The sequence below is a fragment of the Tsuneonella rigui genome, from assembly GCF_003958625.1.
GTDB lineage: Bacteria > Pseudomonadota > Alphaproteobacteria > Sphingomonadales > Sphingomonadaceae > Tsuneonella > Tsuneonella rigui.
In genome coordinates, this window is the sequence record NZ_RSEL01000005.1 from 348,445 (window position 1) to 365,770 (window position 17,326).

Below are 17,326 nucleotides of genomic sequence, written 5' to 3' on the forward strand. Positions count from 1 at the left end.
TACGTTTGTAAACATGAAGCGTGGATGAATGATTGCAAGGCAGTGTGCGGTTGGTAGACCCCAGTCATGCGTTTGTCCGATTGCCACAATATCGAGGATTTCCGCCGTCTGGCACGCGCCACGCTGCCGTGGCCGGTGTTCGATTACATCGACGGCGCGGCGGACGATGAACTGACCAAGGCGCGCAACACCGCTGCGTTCGACGATGTCGACCTGGTGCCCAATGTGCTCGGCGGCGTGGCCGAGATCGACACCTCGTGCACCATCATGGGCCGGCGCAGCGCGCTGCCGCTCGTGCTCAGCCCGACCGGCCTGCAGCGCGCGTTCCATTGGCAGGGCGAACGCGCGGTCGCGCGGGCGGCCGAGAAGTTCGGCCTATGGTTCGGCGTCTCCAGCCTGGCGACGGTCAGCATCGAAGATATCGCCGCCCTCGTCTCCACTCCGAAGCTCTTTCAGCTTTACGTCCACAAGGATCGCGGCCTCAACACCTCGCTGATCGAGCGATGTAAGGCCGCCGGCTTCGACGCGATCGCCCTGACCGTTGACACGATCGTTGCGGGCAACCGGGAACGCTGCCTGCGATCGGGCTTCACCACCCCGCCCCGCTTCACCCCGAGCTCGCTCTGGTCCTACGCCACGCGCCCGCGCTGGGCGCTCGACTACGTGTTTCGCGAGAAACTCCGGCTGGCCAATCTCGACAGCCACGTCAGCGAAGGGACCGGCAAGGCGGTGTCGATCGCGGAATACGTCAACACCATGCTCGACCCGGCGATGGACTGGGACGCCGCGGCGCGCATTCGGCAGGATTGGGGCGGTACCTTCTGCCTCAAAGGCGTCATGAGCGTCGCCGACGCGCGTCGCGCGGTGCAGATCGGGGCGGATGCGATCATGGTCTCCAACCACGGTGGGCGCCAACTCGACGGCAGCCGTGCGCCCTTCGACCAGCTCGCCGAGATCGTCGATGCGATCGGAGGCGAGATCGAAGTGATCTGCGACGGCGGCGTGCGGCGCGGCACGCACGTGCTGAAGGCGCTGGCACAAGGCGCGACCGCGGCGAGCGGAGGTCGACTGTACCTCTATGCGCTCGCAGCGGCGGGACAGCCGGGGGTCGAGCGCGCGATCGGCCTGCTGAAAGCCGAGATCGAACGCGGGATGCGGTTGATGGGCGTCACGTCAGTCGATCAACTCGACCGCACGATGCTGCGCCAGCGCTAGCGGCTGACGATCCCGACAAGCACGGCCGCGCCGAGCACCAGCAGGAAGCCGTTGAACACCACCAACAGCCACGCCGGCAGCTTGGCGGTATCGGGATCGGGCCGCAGCGCCTTGCCGGTCAGCTCGCGCCAGATGCCCGCGACGAAGCAGAACTCCGCGAAGGCGATCAACACGATCGAGGTCGCGAGCACCATCCACCCGGGCACCAATTTGTCGAGCAGCGCCTGCGCGCCGATACCCGCCGCCAGGCTGGCGAGACCGGTGCGCATCCACGCGGCGTAGGTCCGCTCGGCCGCGAGCAGCGTCCGGTCGGCGGCGAGCTTGGTGCGCCGGGTGGCGCTGTCTTCCTGTGTTTCCGCGCTGTCGACCAGCGTTTCGGCGCTGTCGGCCAACTTCTCCTGCGCTTTGGCCGCGCGATGCTCGGTGGTGGTCGCCATGCATCCACAACGCCGACAGGCGCAAATGGTGGCAGGAGCGCGATTTTGTCCTAATCGAGCGGTCGATGCGCGAAGCTGCCCTCGCCTTTGGACCGTTCGTGCTCGACGCGAGTGACCGGCGGCTGCTGCGCGACGGCGAGCCGATCGAGGTGTCGGGCCGCTACTTCGACGCGCTCACGCTGCTCGCCGCCGAGAGCGGGCGACTGGTGACAAAGGATCGCTTCATGGACGAAGTGTGGCGCGGCATCCCGGTGACCGACGAGGCGCTGACCCAGTGCATTCGCTCGCTCCGCCGCGCGCTCGACGATGACGCCGCTGCGCCCCGCTATATCGAGACGGTGCCGAGGCATGGGTACCGATTCATTGCACCGGTGAGCGGAGCTGCAGTTGCAGAATCCGGCGTTGCAGCACGTCCGTCATCGATCGCCTTCGCGCCGATCGCGCGCGATGTCACCGCCGCGGCGCTGGGCGGAGGCCTGGCCGGCATCGTCGCCGGGCTACTCTACCTGACTGCCGGGCTGGTCACGCCGGCGATGGGAACGGCTTCGACGTTGATGGTGCTGGTGAGCATCAACCTGCTGCTCGGCCTCGTTGCAGGAGCTGCGGTCGGGCTCGGGCTGACCGCGATGGAAGCGAGCGGGCGAGGTGCCTGGCGGCCAATCGTGGGCGCTGCGCTTGGAGGACTGGTCGTCGGGGCGATCGGGCGGATGGTCGGCAACGACTTGTTCGAACTGCTGTTCGGCCAGGCGCCCGGCGCGATCACCGGCGCGGGTGAAGGGCTGCTGGTCGGCCTAGCCGTCGGCTGTGGGCATGTGCTTGCGCAGGGCGCGGCGGGCTCGCGGCCATGGCTGCAAGTCGGCGCGGGCGCGTTCTGCGGCGGTCTTGCCGGGCTGGCGATGGCGGCTGCGGGCGGACGATTGATGGCGGGAAGCCTCGCGCAACTTGCGGAGCGCTTCCCCAACTCGCGCCTCGGCATGGGGCCGATGCTGGGAGCGCACGGGTTCGGTCCTTGGGCGCTTGCGATCGCCACCGCGCTCGAGTGCGCACTGTTCGCCGGCGGCGTGGTGCTCGCGATCACCGTCGCCCGCCGCGTGCCGCGCGCCTGAGGAACGCTTTCAGCAAGTCCTCACCCGCCGCTCATGACGCTCACGACGGGCGAGACGACAAGCGACGCTCCATTGCAATCACGGAGTTCGTCATGTCCCAGACCCACCAGATGAGCGATCGCTCGACCCGCAATTTGCGGATCGCCGGTTGGTCGCTCGCCGCCGCCCTGCTCGCCTTGCCGGCCATCGCCATGCAGGCGGGGGTCGAGGGCGTGCTGTGGACCGCCAGCGACTTTATCTTTGCGGGCATCGTGTTCGCCATCGTCGGCGGGCTGTTCGAGCTCGCCGCGCGCGCCAGCCGTAATATCTCCTACCGCGCCGCGGTGGTGATCGCGGTTGCCAGCGGCTTCCTCCAACTGTGGATCACGCTCGCGGTCGGCATTATCGGCAGTGAGAACAACCCCGCCAACTGGACTTACATCGCCGTCGTGCTCACCGCGCTGTGCATCGCCGCCGCGGCGGTCGGCAACACCCGGATGCTCTCACGCGGTATGGCCGTGATGGCCGGTCTGCAGGTGTTCTTCTTCGCCCTGCACATGATCGACGGCCACATGACGGCGATCATCGACCTGTTCTTCACGGCGCTGTGGGTCCTGTCCTCGCGCCTGTTCGCACTCGCCGCGCGGCAGAGCGAAGCAGCCTAGCAGACCTCCGCGGTATTCTCCGGGATTGGCCCCGGAGGAACCCGCGCCGGCGACATCCAAAAGGGGTCGCCGGCGAGGTGGTGCGTATCGCCATATGCCTTGCCGAGCGCCGCGTAGAGCGCCGGATCGTAGTCGGCGAGATCCTCATGGTTGAGGATGCGCCGGCCGTTGAACGCGGCGAGCTTGTTCGAGTTGAACCAGAACTGGGTGCCCTCGGCCCAGTATTCGTCGACGCTGGTCGAGGCGTACTCATCCTTCCAGCGGCCAGACTTAAGCGCGCTCGCGTAGGCCGCATCGATCTCGCGCGAGAGGCGCGCATCAACCGCGCGGATTGCCGTGAGCACATCGTGGCTGAATTCATGCACCAGGATGGTCTCGCCATAATACCGGCTCGAGCGCAGTCCGAGCACGTCCTCCGCGGCGCCGCTGGTGAGCGGCCCCGCCATCCCCCGCGCCCGCGCGTTCCAGTACTCCCGATCGGTCATCGCACCGATCCGCTCGTCGTAGTGCTTGCGCTCGCAACGCGTGAGGCGCGGGTCCGAGCGGTCGGGCCGCGTCCAATGCGCCTGCTCAGGGAGGTCGGTGGTCGCCTCGCTCTCGGCCATGATGGCGACGCGGTAGCCATTGGTGGCCAGCCAGCGCGCGAGATCGGGCCGGTGGACAAGCATCTGGCGGATAAGACCGGCGGCCCGTTCCAAAGCGTTCGGCGGCACCTTCGCGGAACTCACCACCGGAATGCCCGATGCCTCGCGTCGCTGCGCGTAAAACGGGTCGAGCTCCGGCGTTATGCCGCTCGGCCGCACACTCGCGCAGCCAGCAATCGCGGACGCTAGCATGACAAGGAAAGCGGCCCGAAGTGGCGGCGCCATTGCGCTGCCCGTCAGTACACGCGCTTCTTCGGTTTGATGTACTCGACGTCGTCGGTGAGCGTGTATTCGTGGACCGGGCGGTAATCGAGGCGCACCGCGCCGCCTTGGCCGCCCCAGCCGTCGAACCAGGTGACGGTGTGCTTCATCCAGTTGGCGTCATCGCGCTCGGGGAAGTCCTCGTTGGCGTGCGCGCCGCGGCTTTCCTGGCGGTTGTGCGCCCCGGCGATGGTCACGCTCGCCTGCGCGATCAGGTTGTCGAGCTCGAGCGTTTCGACGAGGTCACTGTTCCAGATCAGCGAACGGTCGGCGACCGAGATGTCCTGCATCGAGCGGTAGATCTGGCCGATCTGGTCGACGCCTTCCTTCATCAGCTCTTCGGTGCGGAAGACCGCGGCGTGCTTGCTCATCGACTGCTGCATCGCCTTGCGGATCGCGGCGGTCGGCTGGCTGCCCTTGGCGTTGCGGAAGTGGTCGAGGCGGGTGAGCGCCAGCTCAGCACTGTCCTTGGGCAGCTCGTCGTGCGCGGTGCCAGGAGTGATCAGCTGCTTGAGCCGGTGCCCGGTCGCGCGTCCGAACACCACGAGATCGATCAGCGAGTTGGAGCCCAAGCGGTTCGCGCCGTGGACCGAGACGCACGCGGCCTCGCCGACCGCGAACAGTCCAGGGACCACGGTCTCAGGGTTGCCATCGGCACCGATGGTGACGACCTCGCCGTGATAGTTCGTCGGGATGCCGCCCATGTTATAGTGCACCGTCGGCACCACGGGCAGCGGCTGGCGGGTCAGGTCGACCCCGGCGAAGATCTTGCCGCTCTCGGTAATGCCCGGGAGCCGCTCGGCAAGGATCTTGGGATCGATGTGGTCGAGGTGAAGGTAGATGTGGTCCTTGTTCGGGCCCACGCCGCGCCCTTCGCGGATCTCCAACGCCATCGAGCGGCTGACCACGTCGCGTGAAGCGAGGTCCTTCGCGCTTGGCGCATAGCGCTCCATGAAGCGCTCACCCTCAGAGTTGGTGAGGTACCCGCCCTCGCCCCGCGCGCCCTCGGTGATCAGCACGCCGGCGCCGTAGATGCCGGTCGGGTGAAACTGGACGAACTCCATGTCCTGCAGCGGCAGCCCGGCGCGCAGGACCATGCCGCCGCCGTCACCAGTGCAGGTATGCGCGCTGGTGGCGGTGAAGTAGCACCGGCCGTAACCGCCGGTCGCGAGCACGACCGATTTCGCGCGAAAGCGATGGATCGAGCCATCGTCCATGCACAGCGCGACCACGCCGACGCAGGCGCCATCCTTCATGATCAGGTCGATCGCGAAGTATTCGATAAAAAAGTCCGCGTCGTACTTCAGGCTCTGCTGGTAGAGCGCATGGAGCATGGCGTGGCCGGTGCGGTCCGCGGCGGCGGCGGTGCGCTGGACCGGTGGGCCTTCGCCCATGTTCTGCATGTGGCCGCCAAACGGGCGCTGGTAGATCGTCCCGTTGTCGTTGCGGCTGAACGGTACGCCCGCGTGCTCGAGCTCGTACACCGCGGCGGGCGCCTCGCGCACCATGTACTCGATCGCGTCCTGGTCGCCGAGCCAGTCCGATCCCTTGACGGTATCGTACATGTGCCACTGCCAGTGGTCGGGCGAATTGTTGCCCAGGCTCGCGGCGATGCCGCCCTGCGCCGCGACTGTGTGGCTGCGGGTCGGGAACACCTTGGTGATGTTCGCCGTGCGCAGGCCCGCCTCGGCCGCGCCCATCGTCGCGCGGAGGCCCGAGCCGCCGGCACCGACGACGACAACGTCATAGGTGTGGTCGATAATCTTGTAAGCTTCGGTCGCCATCAGGCGGCTCCTGCAAGGGCGAGGCGGAGGACGCTCAGCACGCCGAGTCCGGCGCCGGCGATCGCCAGGATGTTGAGCACGATGGTGAGCGCGAGATGATTGCCCGCGTCGTGGACATAGTCGTCGACCAGGATCTGCAGGCCGTGCCGCGCGTGCCAGAACACGTTGGGCAGCCACAACGCCAGCACCAGCGCGGGCACCGGGCTCGCCACCCAATCCTTCATCGCGGCGAAATCGTGCGTCGGCTGCAGCGCGAAACTGAACGCGAGGAACAGCCCGCCGAGAATGTTGCCCACCGCGGTGAAGCGCTGAAGCATCCAGTGATGCGCGCCGTGGCGCGCGGAGCCCAGTCCGCGGACCCGGCCGAGTTCGGTACCGTCACCCATCGTCTTCGTCCCCTCAGCGCGTCAGGATCACGGCCCAGAAGGCCACGGTGAGAACGATCCCGATCACGGGCGCGAGCACCGACCAGGTCTTGTTGGTGCCGAGCTCGTACCCCGCCCCGGCATCGAGCACGAAGTGGCGGATGCCGCTCGCGAGATGGCTGAAATAGGCCCACGACAGGCCGATCAACACGACCCGGCCGATCAGCGAGCCGGCCACAGTCTGGAACGTCGCGTAGGTCTCCGGACCACCCGCAAGCGCTGCCAGCCACCACACCAGGATCGGCAGGCCGACCAGCGCCATCCCGTCGCCAGTGATGCGATGGAGGATCGAGACCGCCATATGCGGCCCCCAACTCCAGATCTGCAGGTGCGGCGAGAGCGGGCGATTGGCCATGAACGGGTCCCGGTTGAATTGCGCCTTCCCCTTAACGCCTTGGCCCCGAGGCGCAAGCGCTCGACACGCAACGCCTGATGCAGGAAAGGGGACGGATGACGACCATACTCCTGACCGGCGCATCGCGCGGAATCGGCGCTGCCGCCAAGGCCGCGCTCGAAACGCGCGGGTGCCGGGTAATCGGCCAAGCGACCCGCGCTGCCGGCGATCTCCTTGCGGCTGACTTCACCGATCCGCAGTCGCCGCAACTGCTGTGGGAAGGTGCGCTGGAGGAAGCGGGCGGCACGATTGATGTGCTGGTGAACAACGCGGGCCTGTTTGCCGCCAATCCGCTCGAAAGCTCGGACATCGCCTGGCTCGATGGCTGGGAGGACACGCTGCGCATCAACCTCACCGCCGCGGCGCAGCTCAGCCGGTTCGCGGCGCGGCACTGGCAAGAGCGCGGCACCGGCGGCCGGATCGTGCACGTCGCCAGCCGCGCCGGTCATCGCGGCGATTCGCCGGCCCATTGGCATTACGCCGCGGCCAAAGGCGGGATGTTGGCGCTGCACAAGACGATCGCACGGCAATACGCGGCCGAGGGCATCTTGAGCTACGCGATCGCGCCGGGCTTTACCGATACCGACATGGCGGGCGACTACCTTGCCAGCCGGGGCGGTGCCGGTTTGCTGGCGGACATCCCGCTCGGCCGCGTGGCCACGCCCGACGAGATCGCGACGATGATCGTATTCTGCGCGCTCGACGCGCCGCCCAGCATGACGGGCGCAACGCTCGACGCCAACGGAGCCAGCTATGTCCGCTAGAATTGCCGCGCTCGCCCTGCTGGGCCTGCTGTCCGCCTGTGCCACGCCCAAGCCCGTTGCCTTGGCCGATCCCGCCCCCGCCCAGCGCGCCTGGGCCGCCGCGTGCGAGGACAACGACGAGTGGGACAAGCCCGGCGCGCCGCTCCGCATCCACGGCAATACCTATTACGTGGGCACCTGCGGCATCTCCTCGATTCTGGTCGTGAGCCCCGACGGGCATGCGCTGATCGATAGCGGAACCGACAAGGGCGCCGACATCGTCCTCGCCAACATCAAGGCGCTCGGGTTCGACCCGCGCGACGTGAAGATGCTGCTGATGACGCACGAGCACTTCGACCACGTCGGCGGGATGGCGAAGCTGCAGGCCGCGACCGGCGCGCCGATCCTGACCACCGCCGAGGCGGCGATAGTCCTTCGCACCGGATTGCCCGGGCACGACGATCCGCAGTCGAACTCCGGCCACCCGTCATTTCCGCCGGTGCTCGGCAAGATCATCGAGCTGGATGGCGTGCACGACCAGTTGATCGGCGACACCACCTTCCACCCCATGCGCACTCCCGGGCACACCCCCGGTGCGATGAGCTGGAGCTGGCGCGATTGCGGCGAGCCGACCTGCGTGAACTTCGTCTATGCCGACAGCCTCAATCCGATCAGCTCGGACGGCTATCGCTTCGCCGATCACCCCGACCTTGTCGCGGGGATGCGCGCCGGGATCGCCAAGGTCGCCGCCGCGCCATGCGATATCGTGCTCGCGCCTCATCCCGTCGCTGCGGCGATGCGCGCGCGGCTGCTCGGCGACAAGCCGCTGATCGACCAGAGTGGCTGCCGCGCCTACGCTGCGGTGGCGGCCGGACGTCTCGACAAGCGGCTGGCGGACGAAGCCGCCGGTGGCTGATTGCTGGACCATCCGGACCGAGGTTCCGCGCAGCGTCGCGCAAGCTGCGCTCCTGGCGCACGAGGAGGCAGTGGACTGGCCCTACGACTGGGTCCTGACCGGCATGGAGATCGCCGACGACCGGCCCGAAGACTGGTTCGTCGAGGTCTATCTTCCGAAGAAGCCAACGGCGGCTGATCGCAAGCGAGTTGCCGCGCTGTTCGCCGGGTCTTCACCCAATTTCACGGTGACCAAGCTCCCCGATGAAGACTGGGTGACGGTCAGCCAGAGCGGGCTCGAACCCATCGTCGCCGGGCCGTTCTATGTCCGCACGCCGGACTTCCCGCCAGTGCTGGGGACGATCGATTTCGTCATTCCCGCGAGCCAGGCGTTCGGCACCGGACACCACGCGACCACCGCGGGCTGCCTCGCGATGCTGGCGGCGATGAAGCGCCGCGGCATCGCGGTGCGCAATCTCGTCGACATCGGCACCGGCACCGGTTTGCTCGCGTTCGCCGCGCTCGCGCTGTGGCCACGCGCCCTCGCGACCGCCAGCGACATCGATCCCGTCTGCACCGGAGTCGTCGAAGCCAACGCAGCGACCAACAACGTCACATTGGGCGCACAGCGCGGCGAACTGACGATGGTTGTCGCCGACGGAATGGCCGATCCGCTGTTGCGTGCGCGTGGGCCCTACGACCTGCTCATCGCCAACATCCTCGCGGGACCGCTGGAGGAACTGGCGGCAGACTTCAGCAGCGCGGTCGTGCCCGGCGGCAGCGTGCTCCTCGCCGGCTTGCTCGAAACGCAGGAGCGCGCGGTTCGCGCCGCTTATGTGCGCGCCGGCTTCCGACTCGCCGCGCGCATGGTCAACGGCGACTGGTCGATCCTGTGGCTGCGCAAGCGAACGCGTCAGCCGCTCCACCGCGCCAGCGCATCGCGATAAGCCTCGCGCGCCTCACGCTCGCGCCGCTCCAGCTTGCTCGCCTCCTTATCCTGGCGGGTTTGCAGCGCCTTGATCTTGCGGTCGATCGCATCGCGCTCGGCTTCGAGCTTCTTCAGGGCGGCGGTGTGGCGTTTGGTTGCTTCCTCGAGTGCAGCCTCGGCCTTGTCGAGCCGGTCGCGCGAAGGCGGTTTCGACCGCTTGCGCGGTTTTGGCTCGGGTTCATCCGCTGTCGCCTTCGCCTTCTTCTTGCGCGGGCCGAGCGCCTTCAGATTATCCGCCAGCCCCGCGCGATTTCATGATCACTTCGCCCGGCCGCTTGAGCGGCTCGGCCATCAGCGTCTCGTCGGTGACCTCCTCGGCCGCTCCGCGTGCGAACAGGTTCGCATCGGTCCCCCACGCCGCCAACGCCGCCTTGCGGCTCGGCGCGGCGACATAGGCATCGTGAAACCCCGCCGCCGTGCGAAACACCTTGAGCTTGCGCGCCATGGAGCCAGAACCGCAGAGCCGATCGCCCGGTTCCGCTAGCCTGCCTTGGCGACGATCTCCGCCCAGCCCGCCTCGTCGATCACCTCGATGCCGAGCTCGGCGGCCTTCTTGAGCTTGCTGCCCGCGCCGGGCCCGGCGACGATCAGGTCGGTCTTGGCGCTGACCGAGCCCGCTGCCTTGGCCCCGAGCCGCTCGGCCTGCGCCTTGGCCTCGTCGCGGCTCATGGTTTCGAGCTTGCCGGTGAACACCACCGTCTTGCCGCTGACCGCGCTCGCGGTGGTTTCGACCTCGTAGCGCGGCGGCGACACCTCGCGCAGCAGGTCGTCCCACACCGCGCGATTGTGCTCCTCGTGGAAAAAGTCGCCGAGCGCCTCGACCACGACCGGGCCCACGCCCTCAATCGAGGTGAGTTCGCTGGACGCTTCCGCATCGCCTGCGTGCGCCGCCTCGGCTGCGGCACGCAGCGCGGGCAATTCGTGAAAGCGCTTCATCAGGTCGCGCGCGGTGACCGCGCCCACGTGACGAATGCCGAGGCCGAACAGCAGCCTGGCAGCATCGGGCGCGCGCTTGGCCTCGATTGCGGCGAGCAGCGCCGAGACTGACCTTTCCTGCCAGCCCTCGCGGCCGATCAGTTCGTCGCGATGGTGCTTGAAGCGGAAGATATCGGGCGGGCCGCGGTTCAGCCAGCCGAGCTCGATGAACTCGGCGATGGTCTTCTCGCCCAGCCCTTCAATGTCGAGCGCGGCGCGGCTGACGAAGTGACGCAGCCGCTCGAACTGCTGCGCGCGGCAGACGAGGCCTCCGGTGCAGCGGACATCGACCTCGCCCTCCTCGGCGACCGCTTCGCTGCCGCAGACCGGGCAGTGGTCGGGAAACGCGTAGGGCGCGCGCGGTTCTTCGCGCGTGAGGTTGTCGACCACCTGCGGGATCACATCGCCCGCGCGCTGGATGACGATGCGGTCGCCCTCGCGCAGGCCGAGCCGCGCAATCTCGTCGCGATTGTGGAGCGTGACGTTGACCACTGTCACCCCGCCCACCAACACCGGCTGCAGGCGGCCGACCGGGGTTAGCTTGCCAGTGCGGCCAACCTGGATGTCGATCTTCTCGAGCACGGTCTCCGCGCGTTCGGCGGGAAACTTGTGCGCCAGAGCCCAGCGCGGCGCCTTGCCGATTGCGCCCAGGCGCGCCTGTAGCGCGAGGTCGTCGACTTTGTAGACCACGCCGTCGATGTCATACGGCAGGCCCGCGCGCCGCTCGCCGATGCTGCGATAGTGCTGCAGCATGTCCTCGATCGATTGGCACAGGATCAAGTCCGCGCTGACCGGCAAACCCCACGATTCCATGCGCTTGAGCATGGCGAATTGGCTGCCCTCGGGCACCTCCGACGCCGCGCCCCAGCCGTGCGCCCAGAACCGCAGCTTGCGCTGCGCGGTGACGTTCGCGTCCTTTTGCCGCAGCGAACCGGCCGCAGCATTTCGCGGGGTCGCAAACAGCCGCCCGCCCGCTTCCTGCTGCGCAGCATTGAGCGCGGTAAAGTCCTGTTTCGCCATGTAGACTTCGCCGCGCACTTCGAACACGTCCGGCACTTCGCCGCGCAGCATTTGCGGGATATCGGGGATGTGCGCGACGTTCGCGGTCACGTCCTCACCGACCTCCCCGTCGCCACGCGTGGCGGCGCGCACCAGGCGGCCCTGCTCGTAGCGCAGTGAGCATGACAGCCCGTCGATCTTGTCCTCAGCCGTGAAGGCAAGCGGGGCGTCCGCGGCAAGGTTGAGGAAGCGTCGGACCCGCGCGACGAAGTCGGCCACTTCCTCGTCGGAGAAGGCGTTGTCGAGGCTCATCATGCGAACCTCGTGCCGCACCTTGCTGAGCGGCGACGCGGCGACTTCGTGCCCCACATCGCGCGATGGCGAGTCCGGCCGGATCAGGTGCGGAAACGCCGCTTCCAGATCGGCATTGCGCCGCACCAGCGCGTCGTATTCGGCGTCGCTGATCTCGGGTGCATCTTCCGCGTGGTAGAGCCGGTTGTGGTGCGCGATTGCCTTCGCGAGCCGCATCAGTTCGTTGGCGGCCTGGGCTTCGGTCATGTCCTCCATCGCCCGCGTTCCTAGCGCGCACTCAGGCCAGCGCCAGCACCAAAAGCGAGAGCCGGCGACGGAGGCGGAACCCCATCTTCTCATAGAGCCGGATCGCGCCGATGTTGTCGCCGTAGCAATGCAGGAACGGCCGATCGCCGCGTTTCTGGAACCCGTGCATCACCTTGCGCACCAGCGCCGCAGCCATGCCTTGGCCGCGAAACTCCGGCCAGGTGCACACACCCGACACCTCGGCAAGCCCTGGCAGCAGCAGCCGCTCGCCCGCCATCGCGGCGAGCCGGCCGTCCACACGGATACCGTAGAACGCGCCGTACTCGTGCGTGCGCGTGCTCCACGGGCCCGGCTCGGTGGCGTGCGCGAGCTCGGCCATCTCGGCCGCGTCGGCCTGGCCCAGTAGTGCAATGCGCGGATCGTGCTCAAAGGGCACCTCGCCGCCATACCACACCATCTGCACGAGTTCCGCCTCGCGCAGGACCTGGAAAGCGGCAGATGGTTGCGGAAGGTCGGTCTCGACCAAGCCTACCGCGTCGTCGGGCCCCTCGAGAGTTGCGGCAAGCGCGTCCCAGCACTCTGCGCTCGGTTCGCGCAGGGCGGCGAACACGCCGTAGCCGGGATCGATCCGCACCGCCGCGCCCTGCGCCACGGCGAGGTGCGCCTGCCGCCCGGTCAATGCATGCCAGACCGGCCGATCGAGCAAATCGCTCATTGTTGCCGCAGGATCGCCAGCAATTGCGGCTCGACCGCCTGATAGGCCTCGGCGCCCGGCGTGATCACGTCGAAGTGCGACGCGTCGGGCTTGAGCGTGACGCCGACCTGCACCCCGGCCGCCCGCAAGGCCGCCAGCGCGTCGGCGTCCGGGGATGGCAGCCTCGCCTGAACAAATTCGAGGCGGCGCAACTGCGCGGGATGCCCAAGCGGCGAGATTGCCGCGTAGCGGTCAGGCACCTCGGCAACGGTCCCGCCCATGAACGGCGCGACCGAGGAGAACTCGCACAAGGCATCGAACGGCGCCTGATCGCGCGCGAGGTCGGCGGGGCCATCGAACACGATCGCGTTGGCGCGAAACGCCCCCACCCGCGCGGCGACCGGGCCGTCCGGTCCCTGGCTCGCCGCCAGCCACTGCGCGGGCAAGGCGCCCGCCGAGTGGCCGACGAAGGTCAGCCGCGTCATGTCGATTCGCCGATCATCGACCAGATCGCGCAGGAGGTCCTCGACCGCAGCCCAATCGGCGAAACTACCGGGCCAACCGCCGCCGTCACCCACCTCGCGGTAATCGACGTTGAGCGTCGCTATATCCAGGTGCTGCCACCGCGTGGCGAGCGGCGCCATGTAGTTGCGATCGGCGATGCCGGTCTTCCAGCAACCACCGTGGAAGATCACCGCGAGCGGAAACGGGCCCTTCCCCGCCGGCACTCGCAAATCGGCAAACCCGCGGGGATGATTGGCATAGCGCAGCGTGCGATCGGGTTTCGACGGGGCCAGATGCGCATCGGTTCCATACATTCCGAGCGGAGCCGCGGCAGCAGGTGGGTCTGCCGGGTTCACGGCGCACCCCGCCAGCATTGCGGCCATTGCAGCCAACGCGAGCCGGGAAAGCGCACTCACACTCCCTCCAGCAACCGATCGGCCTGGGCGCGGGCCTCGGGCGTCACCTCCGCGCCGGAGAGCATGCGCGCGATCTCCTCTTGCCGCGCTGCCGCATCGAGCAGCGTGACCGAGGTGCGTGTGACCGTGCCCTCACTGCTCTTGTGGATCACGTAGTGCGTGCGTCCGCGGGCGGCGACTTGCGGACTGTGGGTGACGACCAGCACCTGCCCGCCCTCGGCGAGGCGCGACAGCCGCTCGCCGATCGCGCTTGCTACGGCGCCGCCGACGCCGCGGTCGATCTCGTCGAAGATCATCGTCGCCGCGCCGCCCTTTTCCGCCAGCGCGACCTTGAGCGCGAGGATGAAGCGGCTGAGTTCGCCGCCGCTGGCGATCTTGTTGAGCGGCGCGAAATCGGCACCGGGGTTGGTTGCGATGAGGAACTCGACCGCGTCCATCCCGTCCGGGCCCCAACGCTCCTCGGGCAGCTCGACCACAGATGTGCGGAACCGCGCCGCATCGAGCTTGAGCGGCGCCAATTCGCCCGCCACCGCCGCGTCCAGCCGCTCGGCCGCAGCAACCCGCACCGAATGAAGCGCGCGCGCCCGCTCGCGGTAGGCATCGCCCGCTACCTTCGCGGCAATGGCCAGCGCGTCTAGCTCCGCCTCGCCGCCCTCGATCGCGTCAAGCTGACCGCGGAACTCGCGCATCTTGTCGGCCAGCTCATCGACCTCGCACCGGTGCTTGCGGGCGATCGCACGCAAATCGAATAGTCGGGTCTCGGCGCGTTCGAGCGCCAGGGGGTCGTGCACCAGCGCGTCGGCGGCGGCGGAGAGCTTGTCCTCCGCCTCGCCTGCTTCGATCACCGCCCGGTCGAGCGCGGACAACGCCTCGGCCAGCAGCGGGTGCTCGCCAGCGATCCGGTCGAGCCGCCGCGCCGCTACTCGCAAGCTAGCGAGCGGCGAGTCCGAACCCTCCCACAATTGGCGCAGTATCTCGAGATCGCCCGACAGACGTTCGCCCTTCTGCATCGAGGCGCGAGTTTCAGCCAGGCGCGCCTCCTCACCCGCCTGCGGTTCGATCGCGGCCAGCTCGGCAAGGTACGCCAGCAGCAAGTCCTGATCGGCCTGCGCGGTCTCGACGCGCTCGCGCGCGACGGCGAGCCGGTCCTCCGCCGCCCGCCAGGCATTCCAAACGCTCGCCATGTTCGCGCGCTCCACGCCGGCAAACCGGTCGAGCAGCGCCCGGTGCCCGCGCGGATTGACCAGGCCCCGATCGTCATGCTGTCCGTGCAATTCGACCAGCGAGGGCGCGATTTCGCGCAGCAGCGCTACGCCGACCGGCTGGTCGTTGACGAACGCCTTGCTGCCGCCGTCGGCCTTGAGCGTGCGGCGCAGGATCAGCGGTTCGCCCGCCTCCAGTTCGATATCGGCGTCGCTCAGCGTCTCGGCGATGGCTGCCGGCAGCGCGGCGAATTCGAAGGTCGCGGAGACGCTGGCCTTGTCCTCGCCCGCGCGCACGAGGCCGCTTTCGGCGCGATTGCCCAGCACCAGCCCGAGCGCGTCGAGCAGGATCGACTTGCCCGCCCCCGTCTCGCCGGTCAGCACGCCCAGGCCGCCGCGGAAATCCAGGTCGAGCGCCTCGATCAGCACGATGTTGCGGATGGTGAGGCGCGTCAGCATGCGCCCCGACCTCTAGCTGATGCGTTTCCGCGCGTCACGCGGGCAGGCGCGTATCCTCCCCGGCCAGTGCGAGAAATGCCGCGGGGCTGAGCGGGACAGCGCGCAGAAACCCTTGATAGGTTGCGCAACCCTCGCGCGACGCGACTAGGCGCTGCCCTTCGGTCTCGATGCCCTCGGCCACCACGCTCATGTCGAGTGCCCGAGCAAGCGCGACGATCGCGCGCAGCACCGCGAGATCGCGGTCGTCGTGCTCGATCCCGACGATCATCGAACGATCCAGCTTGAGCGTGTCGAGTGGCAGTACTTTGAGGTAGCGGAAGTTGCAGAAGCCCGCGCCGAAGTCGTCGAGCGCAATGCTCATCCCGGCCCGCTTCAGCGCGGCCAATGTCCCTGCGCTGCCGTCCAGATCATCGATCAAGACCTGCTCGGTAATCTCGAGCGTCAGGCGATCAGCTGCAAACTCAGCCTCAGCCAACAGGCCGAGCAGATCCATCACGCACCCCGGTTCGGCCAACTCAGCCGGAGTTACGTTGAGCGAGAGGCGCAAGTGCTTCGGCCAGACCCGCGCCGCCGCGAGAGCCGAGACTGCAATGTGGCGCGAGAGCTGCGCCGCTTGTCCCGCGCGCTCGGCGACGGTGAAGAGCGCGTCTGCCCCGATCGTGCCGACGCGGGGGTGCTTCCACCGCGCGAGCGCTTCCGCGCCGACCAGTTCGTCGCTCACCAGGTCGAACTGGGGCTGGAGGACGATTCCAATTTCACCCCGAGCAAGCGCGGCAACGAGGTCCGCTTCGATATCGTCTGGCCGGGAACGCGTGTCGCGGCGGCAATCGGCGAAGTCGGGGAGAGTGGCCATCGGCCCGTGCTCTAGCCCAGCGAACGCCCCGCCGCGCGCCCGCCAAAGGGCGCGTTGCCAAATGGGACAGCGGGTCTTAGCCTTGGTGAATGGCCCTGGTGAATGCGGGGCGCGGCAGAGGGCGAGCGCGTGACCGGGGAGATCGATGGGAAGCGGCTCGCCCTGCTGGCCTCGCGCACAGAGCGCGCGACCGAGGCGGCCGCCGAACTGCGCCAGCACTTCGATTTCGTGTCGCTCGACCGGGCCCAGGCGGTGATTGTCCTCGGCGGCGACGGCTTCATGCTGCACACCTTGCACCGTATGCTCGACAAGGGACGCGTGATCCCGGCGTACGGGATGAACTGCGGCACGGTCGGCTTCCTGATGAACCGCTACCGCAGCCCCGCAAAGGTGGCGGAGCGGCTGAACAAGGCCAAGGCGTTCCAGATTGCGCCCTTGCGAATGGAGGCAATCCAGCAGGACGGATCGCGCCATGTGGCCTGCGCGATCAATGAGGTGTCGTTGCTGCGCGAAACCCGCCAGACCGCGAAGATCGAGATCGTCCTCAACGGGCGCACGCGGCTGAAGGAGCTGGTGTGCGACGGCGTGCTGCTGGCAACGCCGGCCGGCTCGACCGCGTACAACCTGTCCGCCAACGGGCCGATTCTGCCGCTCGATTCGCAGCTGCTCGCGCTCACCCCGATCAGCCCCTTCCGTCCGCGCCGCTGGTCGGGCGCGGTGCTGCCCGAGCGGAGCCAGGTCACCTTCAAGGTCAACGAGCCCGGCAAGCGGCCGGTCTCCGTGGTGGCCGACCAGAAGGAATTCCGCGATGTCGCCGAGGTGCACCTCGAGATCGCGCGCGAAAGCCAGCTGACCCTGCTGTTCGATCCCGGTCACGCACTCGACGAGCGGATCGTCGCGGAACAGTTCGCGGTTTAAGGCGCCTCGCCCAATTCGGGGACTTGCCAAGGCAAAGACCCGCCCATATAGGCGCGCTCCTGCCGATCCGGCTGCTCCCCGATAGCTCAGCGGTAGAGTAGGTGACTGTTAATCACTTGGTCGTTGGTTCGAATCCAACTCGGGGAGCCATAAAATCAAGCACTTAGCCCAGAAAAATGCCGAAATTTTCTCGGCTACTGTGGCTTCACTGTG

General features: G+C 68.0%; 18 protein-coding genes and 1 tRNA gene. 8 read left to right on the forward strand and 11 right to left on the reverse strand.

Features of this window, described 5'->3' with window-relative positions; translation table 11 throughout:
- The first annotated feature begins 66 nt into the window (after nucleotides 1-66).
- Entirely contained in the window at nucleotides 67-1,215 is a 1,149-nt protein-coding gene (locus ELY12_RS02430) for an alpha-hydroxy acid oxidase (RefSeq protein ID WP_126175105.1), read from the forward strand.
- Here the strand turns inward: ELY12_RS02430 and ELY12_RS02435 are convergent.
- Complete coding sequence (locus ELY12_RS02435; protein ID WP_126175106.1) at nucleotides 1,212-1,652, reverse strand: YidH family protein; 441 nt, start codon at nucleotides 1,650-1,652, stop codon at nucleotides 1,212-1,214. The genes ELY12_RS02430 and ELY12_RS02435 overlap by 4 nt on opposite strands.
- A gap of 65 nt (nucleotides 1,653-1,717) precedes the next feature.
- On the opposite strand from ELY12_RS02435, the gene ELY12_RS02440 reads away from it, so the two are divergent.
- Both ELY12_RS02440 and ELY12_RS02445 read left to right on the forward strand, forming a co-directional pair.
- A complete protein-coding gene (locus ELY12_RS02440) occupies nucleotides 1,718-2,758 on the forward strand; it encodes a winged helix-turn-helix domain-containing protein (RefSeq protein ID WP_126175107.1) in 1,041 nt (346 codons plus the stop codon).
- Between the two features lie 92 nt (nucleotides 2,759-2,850).
- Nucleotides 2,851-3,402: a hypothetical protein gene (locus ELY12_RS02445; RefSeq protein ID WP_126175108.1), complete on the forward strand. Its 552-nt coding sequence runs from the start codon at nucleotides 2,851-2,853 to the stop codon at nucleotides 3,400-3,402.
- Here ELY12_RS02445 and ELY12_RS02450 read toward each other — a convergent pair.
- The 4 genes from ELY12_RS02450 to sdhC all read right to left on the reverse strand — a co-directional run bounded on the left by ELY12_RS02450 (nucleotide 3,399) and on the right by sdhC (nucleotide 6,871).
- Entirely contained in the window at nucleotides 3,399-4,130 is a 732-nt protein-coding gene (locus ELY12_RS02450) for a glycoside hydrolase (RefSeq protein ID WP_241229687.1), read from the reverse strand. The genes ELY12_RS02445 and ELY12_RS02450 overlap by 4 nt on opposite strands.
- A 152-nt stretch (nucleotides 4,131-4,282) precedes the next feature.
- Nucleotides 4,283-6,091, reverse strand: coding sequence for a succinate dehydrogenase flavoprotein subunit (gene sdhA, locus ELY12_RS02455; RefSeq protein WP_126175109.1), 1,809 nt, complete (start codon nucleotides 6,089-6,091; stop codon nucleotides 4,283-4,285).
- Entirely contained in the window at nucleotides 6,091-6,477 is a 387-nt protein-coding gene (gene sdhD, locus ELY12_RS02460; RefSeq protein ID WP_126175110.1) for a succinate dehydrogenase, hydrophobic membrane anchor protein, read from the reverse strand. The genes sdhA and sdhD overlap by 1 nt, the downstream gene beginning before the upstream one ends.
- Before the next feature lie 13 nt (nucleotides 6,478-6,490).
- Entirely contained in the window at nucleotides 6,491-6,871 is a 381-nt protein-coding gene (gene sdhC / locus ELY12_RS02465) for a succinate dehydrogenase, cytochrome b556 subunit (RefSeq protein WP_126175111.1), read from the reverse strand.
- Nucleotides 6,872-6,966: 95 nt separating this feature from the next.
- Between sdhC and ELY12_RS02470 the strand changes: the two genes are divergently transcribed.
- Genes ELY12_RS02470 through ELY12_RS02480 form a run of 3 tightly spaced genes read left to right on the forward strand, consistent with a single transcriptional unit; the run spans nucleotide 6,967 to nucleotide 9,494 of the window.
- Nucleotides 6,967-7,674 carry an SDR family NAD(P)-dependent oxidoreductase gene (locus ELY12_RS02470; protein WP_126175112.1) on the forward strand — a complete coding sequence of 236 codons (708 nt, stop codon included), beginning with the start codon at nucleotides 6,967-6,969 and terminating at the stop codon, nucleotides 7,672-7,674.
- On the forward strand, nucleotides 7,664-8,569 hold the full coding sequence (gene bla / locus ELY12_RS02475; RefSeq protein ID WP_126175113.1) for a subclass B3 metallo-beta-lactamase: 906 nt from the start codon (nucleotides 7,664-7,666) through the stop codon (nucleotides 8,567-8,569). The genes ELY12_RS02470 and bla overlap by 11 nt, the downstream gene beginning before the upstream one ends.
- Entirely contained in the window at nucleotides 8,562-9,494 is a 933-nt protein-coding gene (locus tag ELY12_RS02480) for a 50S ribosomal protein L11 methyltransferase (protein WP_241229688.1), read from the forward strand. The genes bla and ELY12_RS02480 overlap by 8 nt, the downstream gene beginning before the upstream one ends.
- 270 nt (nucleotides 9,495-9,764) lie before the next feature.
- Here the strand turns inward: ELY12_RS02480 and ELY12_RS14455 are convergent, their stop codons facing one another.
- Genes ELY12_RS14455 through ELY12_RS02510 form a run of 6 tightly spaced genes read right to left on the reverse strand, consistent with a single transcriptional unit; the run spans nucleotide 9,765 to nucleotide 16,195 of the window.
- Entirely contained in the window at nucleotides 9,765-9,980 is a 216-nt protein-coding gene (locus ELY12_RS14455) for a hypothetical protein (protein ID WP_241229689.1), read from the reverse strand.
- 35 nt (nucleotides 9,981-10,015) lie between these two features.
- Nucleotides 10,016-12,076 carry an NAD-dependent DNA ligase LigA gene (ligA, locus tag ELY12_RS02490; RefSeq protein ID WP_126175114.1) on the reverse strand — a complete coding sequence of 687 codons (2,061 nt, stop codon included), beginning with the start codon at nucleotides 12,074-12,076 and terminating at the stop codon, nucleotides 10,016-10,018.
- 22 nt (nucleotides 12,077-12,098) lie between these two features.
- Nucleotides 12,099-12,782, reverse strand: a complete 684-nt coding sequence (locus ELY12_RS02495; protein ID WP_126175115.1) for a GNAT family N-acetyltransferase — start codon at nucleotides 12,780-12,782, stop codon at nucleotides 12,099-12,101.
- The gene (locus ELY12_RS02500; protein WP_126175116.1) at nucleotides 12,779-13,648 is read right to left on the reverse strand and encodes an alpha/beta fold hydrolase; all 870 of its coding nucleotides are present in this window, start codon (nucleotides 13,646-13,648) and stop codon (nucleotides 12,779-12,781) included. The genes ELY12_RS02495 and ELY12_RS02500 overlap by 4 nt, the downstream gene beginning before the upstream one ends.
- Nucleotides 13,649-13,677: 29 nt before the next feature.
- Complete coding sequence (recN, locus tag ELY12_RS02505; RefSeq protein ID WP_126175117.1) at nucleotides 13,678-15,342, reverse strand: DNA repair protein RecN; 1,665 nt, start codon at nucleotides 15,340-15,342, stop codon at nucleotides 13,678-13,680.
- Between the two features lie 34 nt (nucleotides 15,343-15,376).
- Nucleotides 15,377-16,195 (reverse strand): EAL domain-containing protein, encoded by an 819-nt coding sequence (locus ELY12_RS02510; protein ID WP_126175118.1) that lies wholly within the window; start codon nucleotides 16,193-16,195, stop codon nucleotides 15,377-15,379.
- 129 nt (nucleotides 16,196-16,324) lie between these two features.
- On the opposite strand from ELY12_RS02510, the gene ELY12_RS02515 reads away from it, so the two are divergent.
- Complete coding sequence (locus ELY12_RS02515) at nucleotides 16,325-17,113, forward strand: NAD kinase (RefSeq protein WP_241229690.1); 789 nt, start codon at nucleotides 16,325-16,327, stop codon at nucleotides 17,111-17,113.
- Between the two features lie 75 nt (nucleotides 17,114-17,188).
- Nucleotides 17,189-17,263 (forward strand) — tRNA-Asn (locus tag ELY12_RS02520).
- The last annotated feature ends 63 nt before the right edge of the window (nucleotides 17,264-17,326 follow it).

What these genes read in the sequence shown, in the direction of transcription:
- ELY12_RS02430 (WP_126175105.1), top strand. Translation starts at nt 67, where the DNA reads ATGCGTTTGTCCGATTGCCACAATATCGAGGATTTCCGCCGTCTGGCA.
- ELY12_RS02435 (WP_126175106.1), bottom strand. Translation starts at nt 1,652, where the DNA reads ATGGCGACCACCACCGAGCATCGCGCGGCCAAAGCGCAGGAGAAGTTG.
- ELY12_RS02440 (WP_126175107.1), top strand. Translation starts at nt 1,718, where the DNA reads ATGCGCGAAGCTGCCCTCGCCTTTGGACCGTTCGTGCTCGACGCGAGT.
- ELY12_RS02445 (WP_126175108.1), top strand. Translation starts at nt 2,851, where the DNA reads ATGTCCCAGACCCACCAGATGAGCGATCGCTCGACCCGCAATTTGCGG.
- sdhA (WP_126175109.1), bottom strand. Translation starts at nt 6,091, where the DNA reads ATGGCGACCGAAGCTTACAAGATTATCGACCACACCTATGACGTTGTC.
- sdhD (WP_126175110.1), bottom strand. Translation starts at nt 6,477, where the DNA reads ATGGGTGACGGTACCGAACTCGGCCGGGTCCGCGGACTGGGCTCCGCG.
- sdhC (WP_126175111.1), bottom strand. Translation starts at nt 6,871, where the DNA reads ATGGCCAATCGCCCGCTCTCGCCGCACCTGCAGATCTGGAGTTGGGGG.
- ELY12_RS02470 (WP_126175112.1), top strand. Translation starts at nt 6,967, where the DNA reads ATGACGACCATACTCCTGACCGGCGCATCGCGCGGAATCGGCGCTGCC.
- bla (WP_126175113.1), top strand. Translation starts at nt 7,664, where the DNA reads ATGTCCGCTAGAATTGCCGCGCTCGCCCTGCTGGGCCTGCTGTCCGCC.
- ELY12_RS14455 (WP_241229689.1), bottom strand. Translation starts at nt 9,980, where the DNA reads ATGGCGCGCAAGCTCAAGGTGTTTCGCACGGCGGCGGGGTTTCACGAT.
- ligA (WP_126175114.1), bottom strand. Translation starts at nt 12,076, where the DNA reads ATGGAGGACATGACCGAAGCCCAGGCCGCCAACGAACTGATGCGGCTC.
- ELY12_RS02495 (WP_126175115.1), bottom strand. Translation starts at nt 12,782, where the DNA reads ATGAGCGATTTGCTCGATCGGCCGGTCTGGCATGCATTGACCGGGCGG.
- ELY12_RS02500 (WP_126175116.1), bottom strand. Translation starts at nt 13,648, where the DNA reads ATGGCCGCAATGCTGGCGGGGTGCGCCGTGAACCCGGCAGACCCACCT.
- recN (WP_126175117.1), bottom strand. Translation starts at nt 15,342, where the DNA reads ATGCTGACGCGCCTCACCATCCGCAACATCGTGCTGATCGAGGCGCTC.
- ELY12_RS02510 (WP_126175118.1), bottom strand. Translation starts at nt 16,195, where the DNA reads ATGGCCACTCTCCCCGACTTCGCCGATTGCCGCCGCGACACGCGTTCC.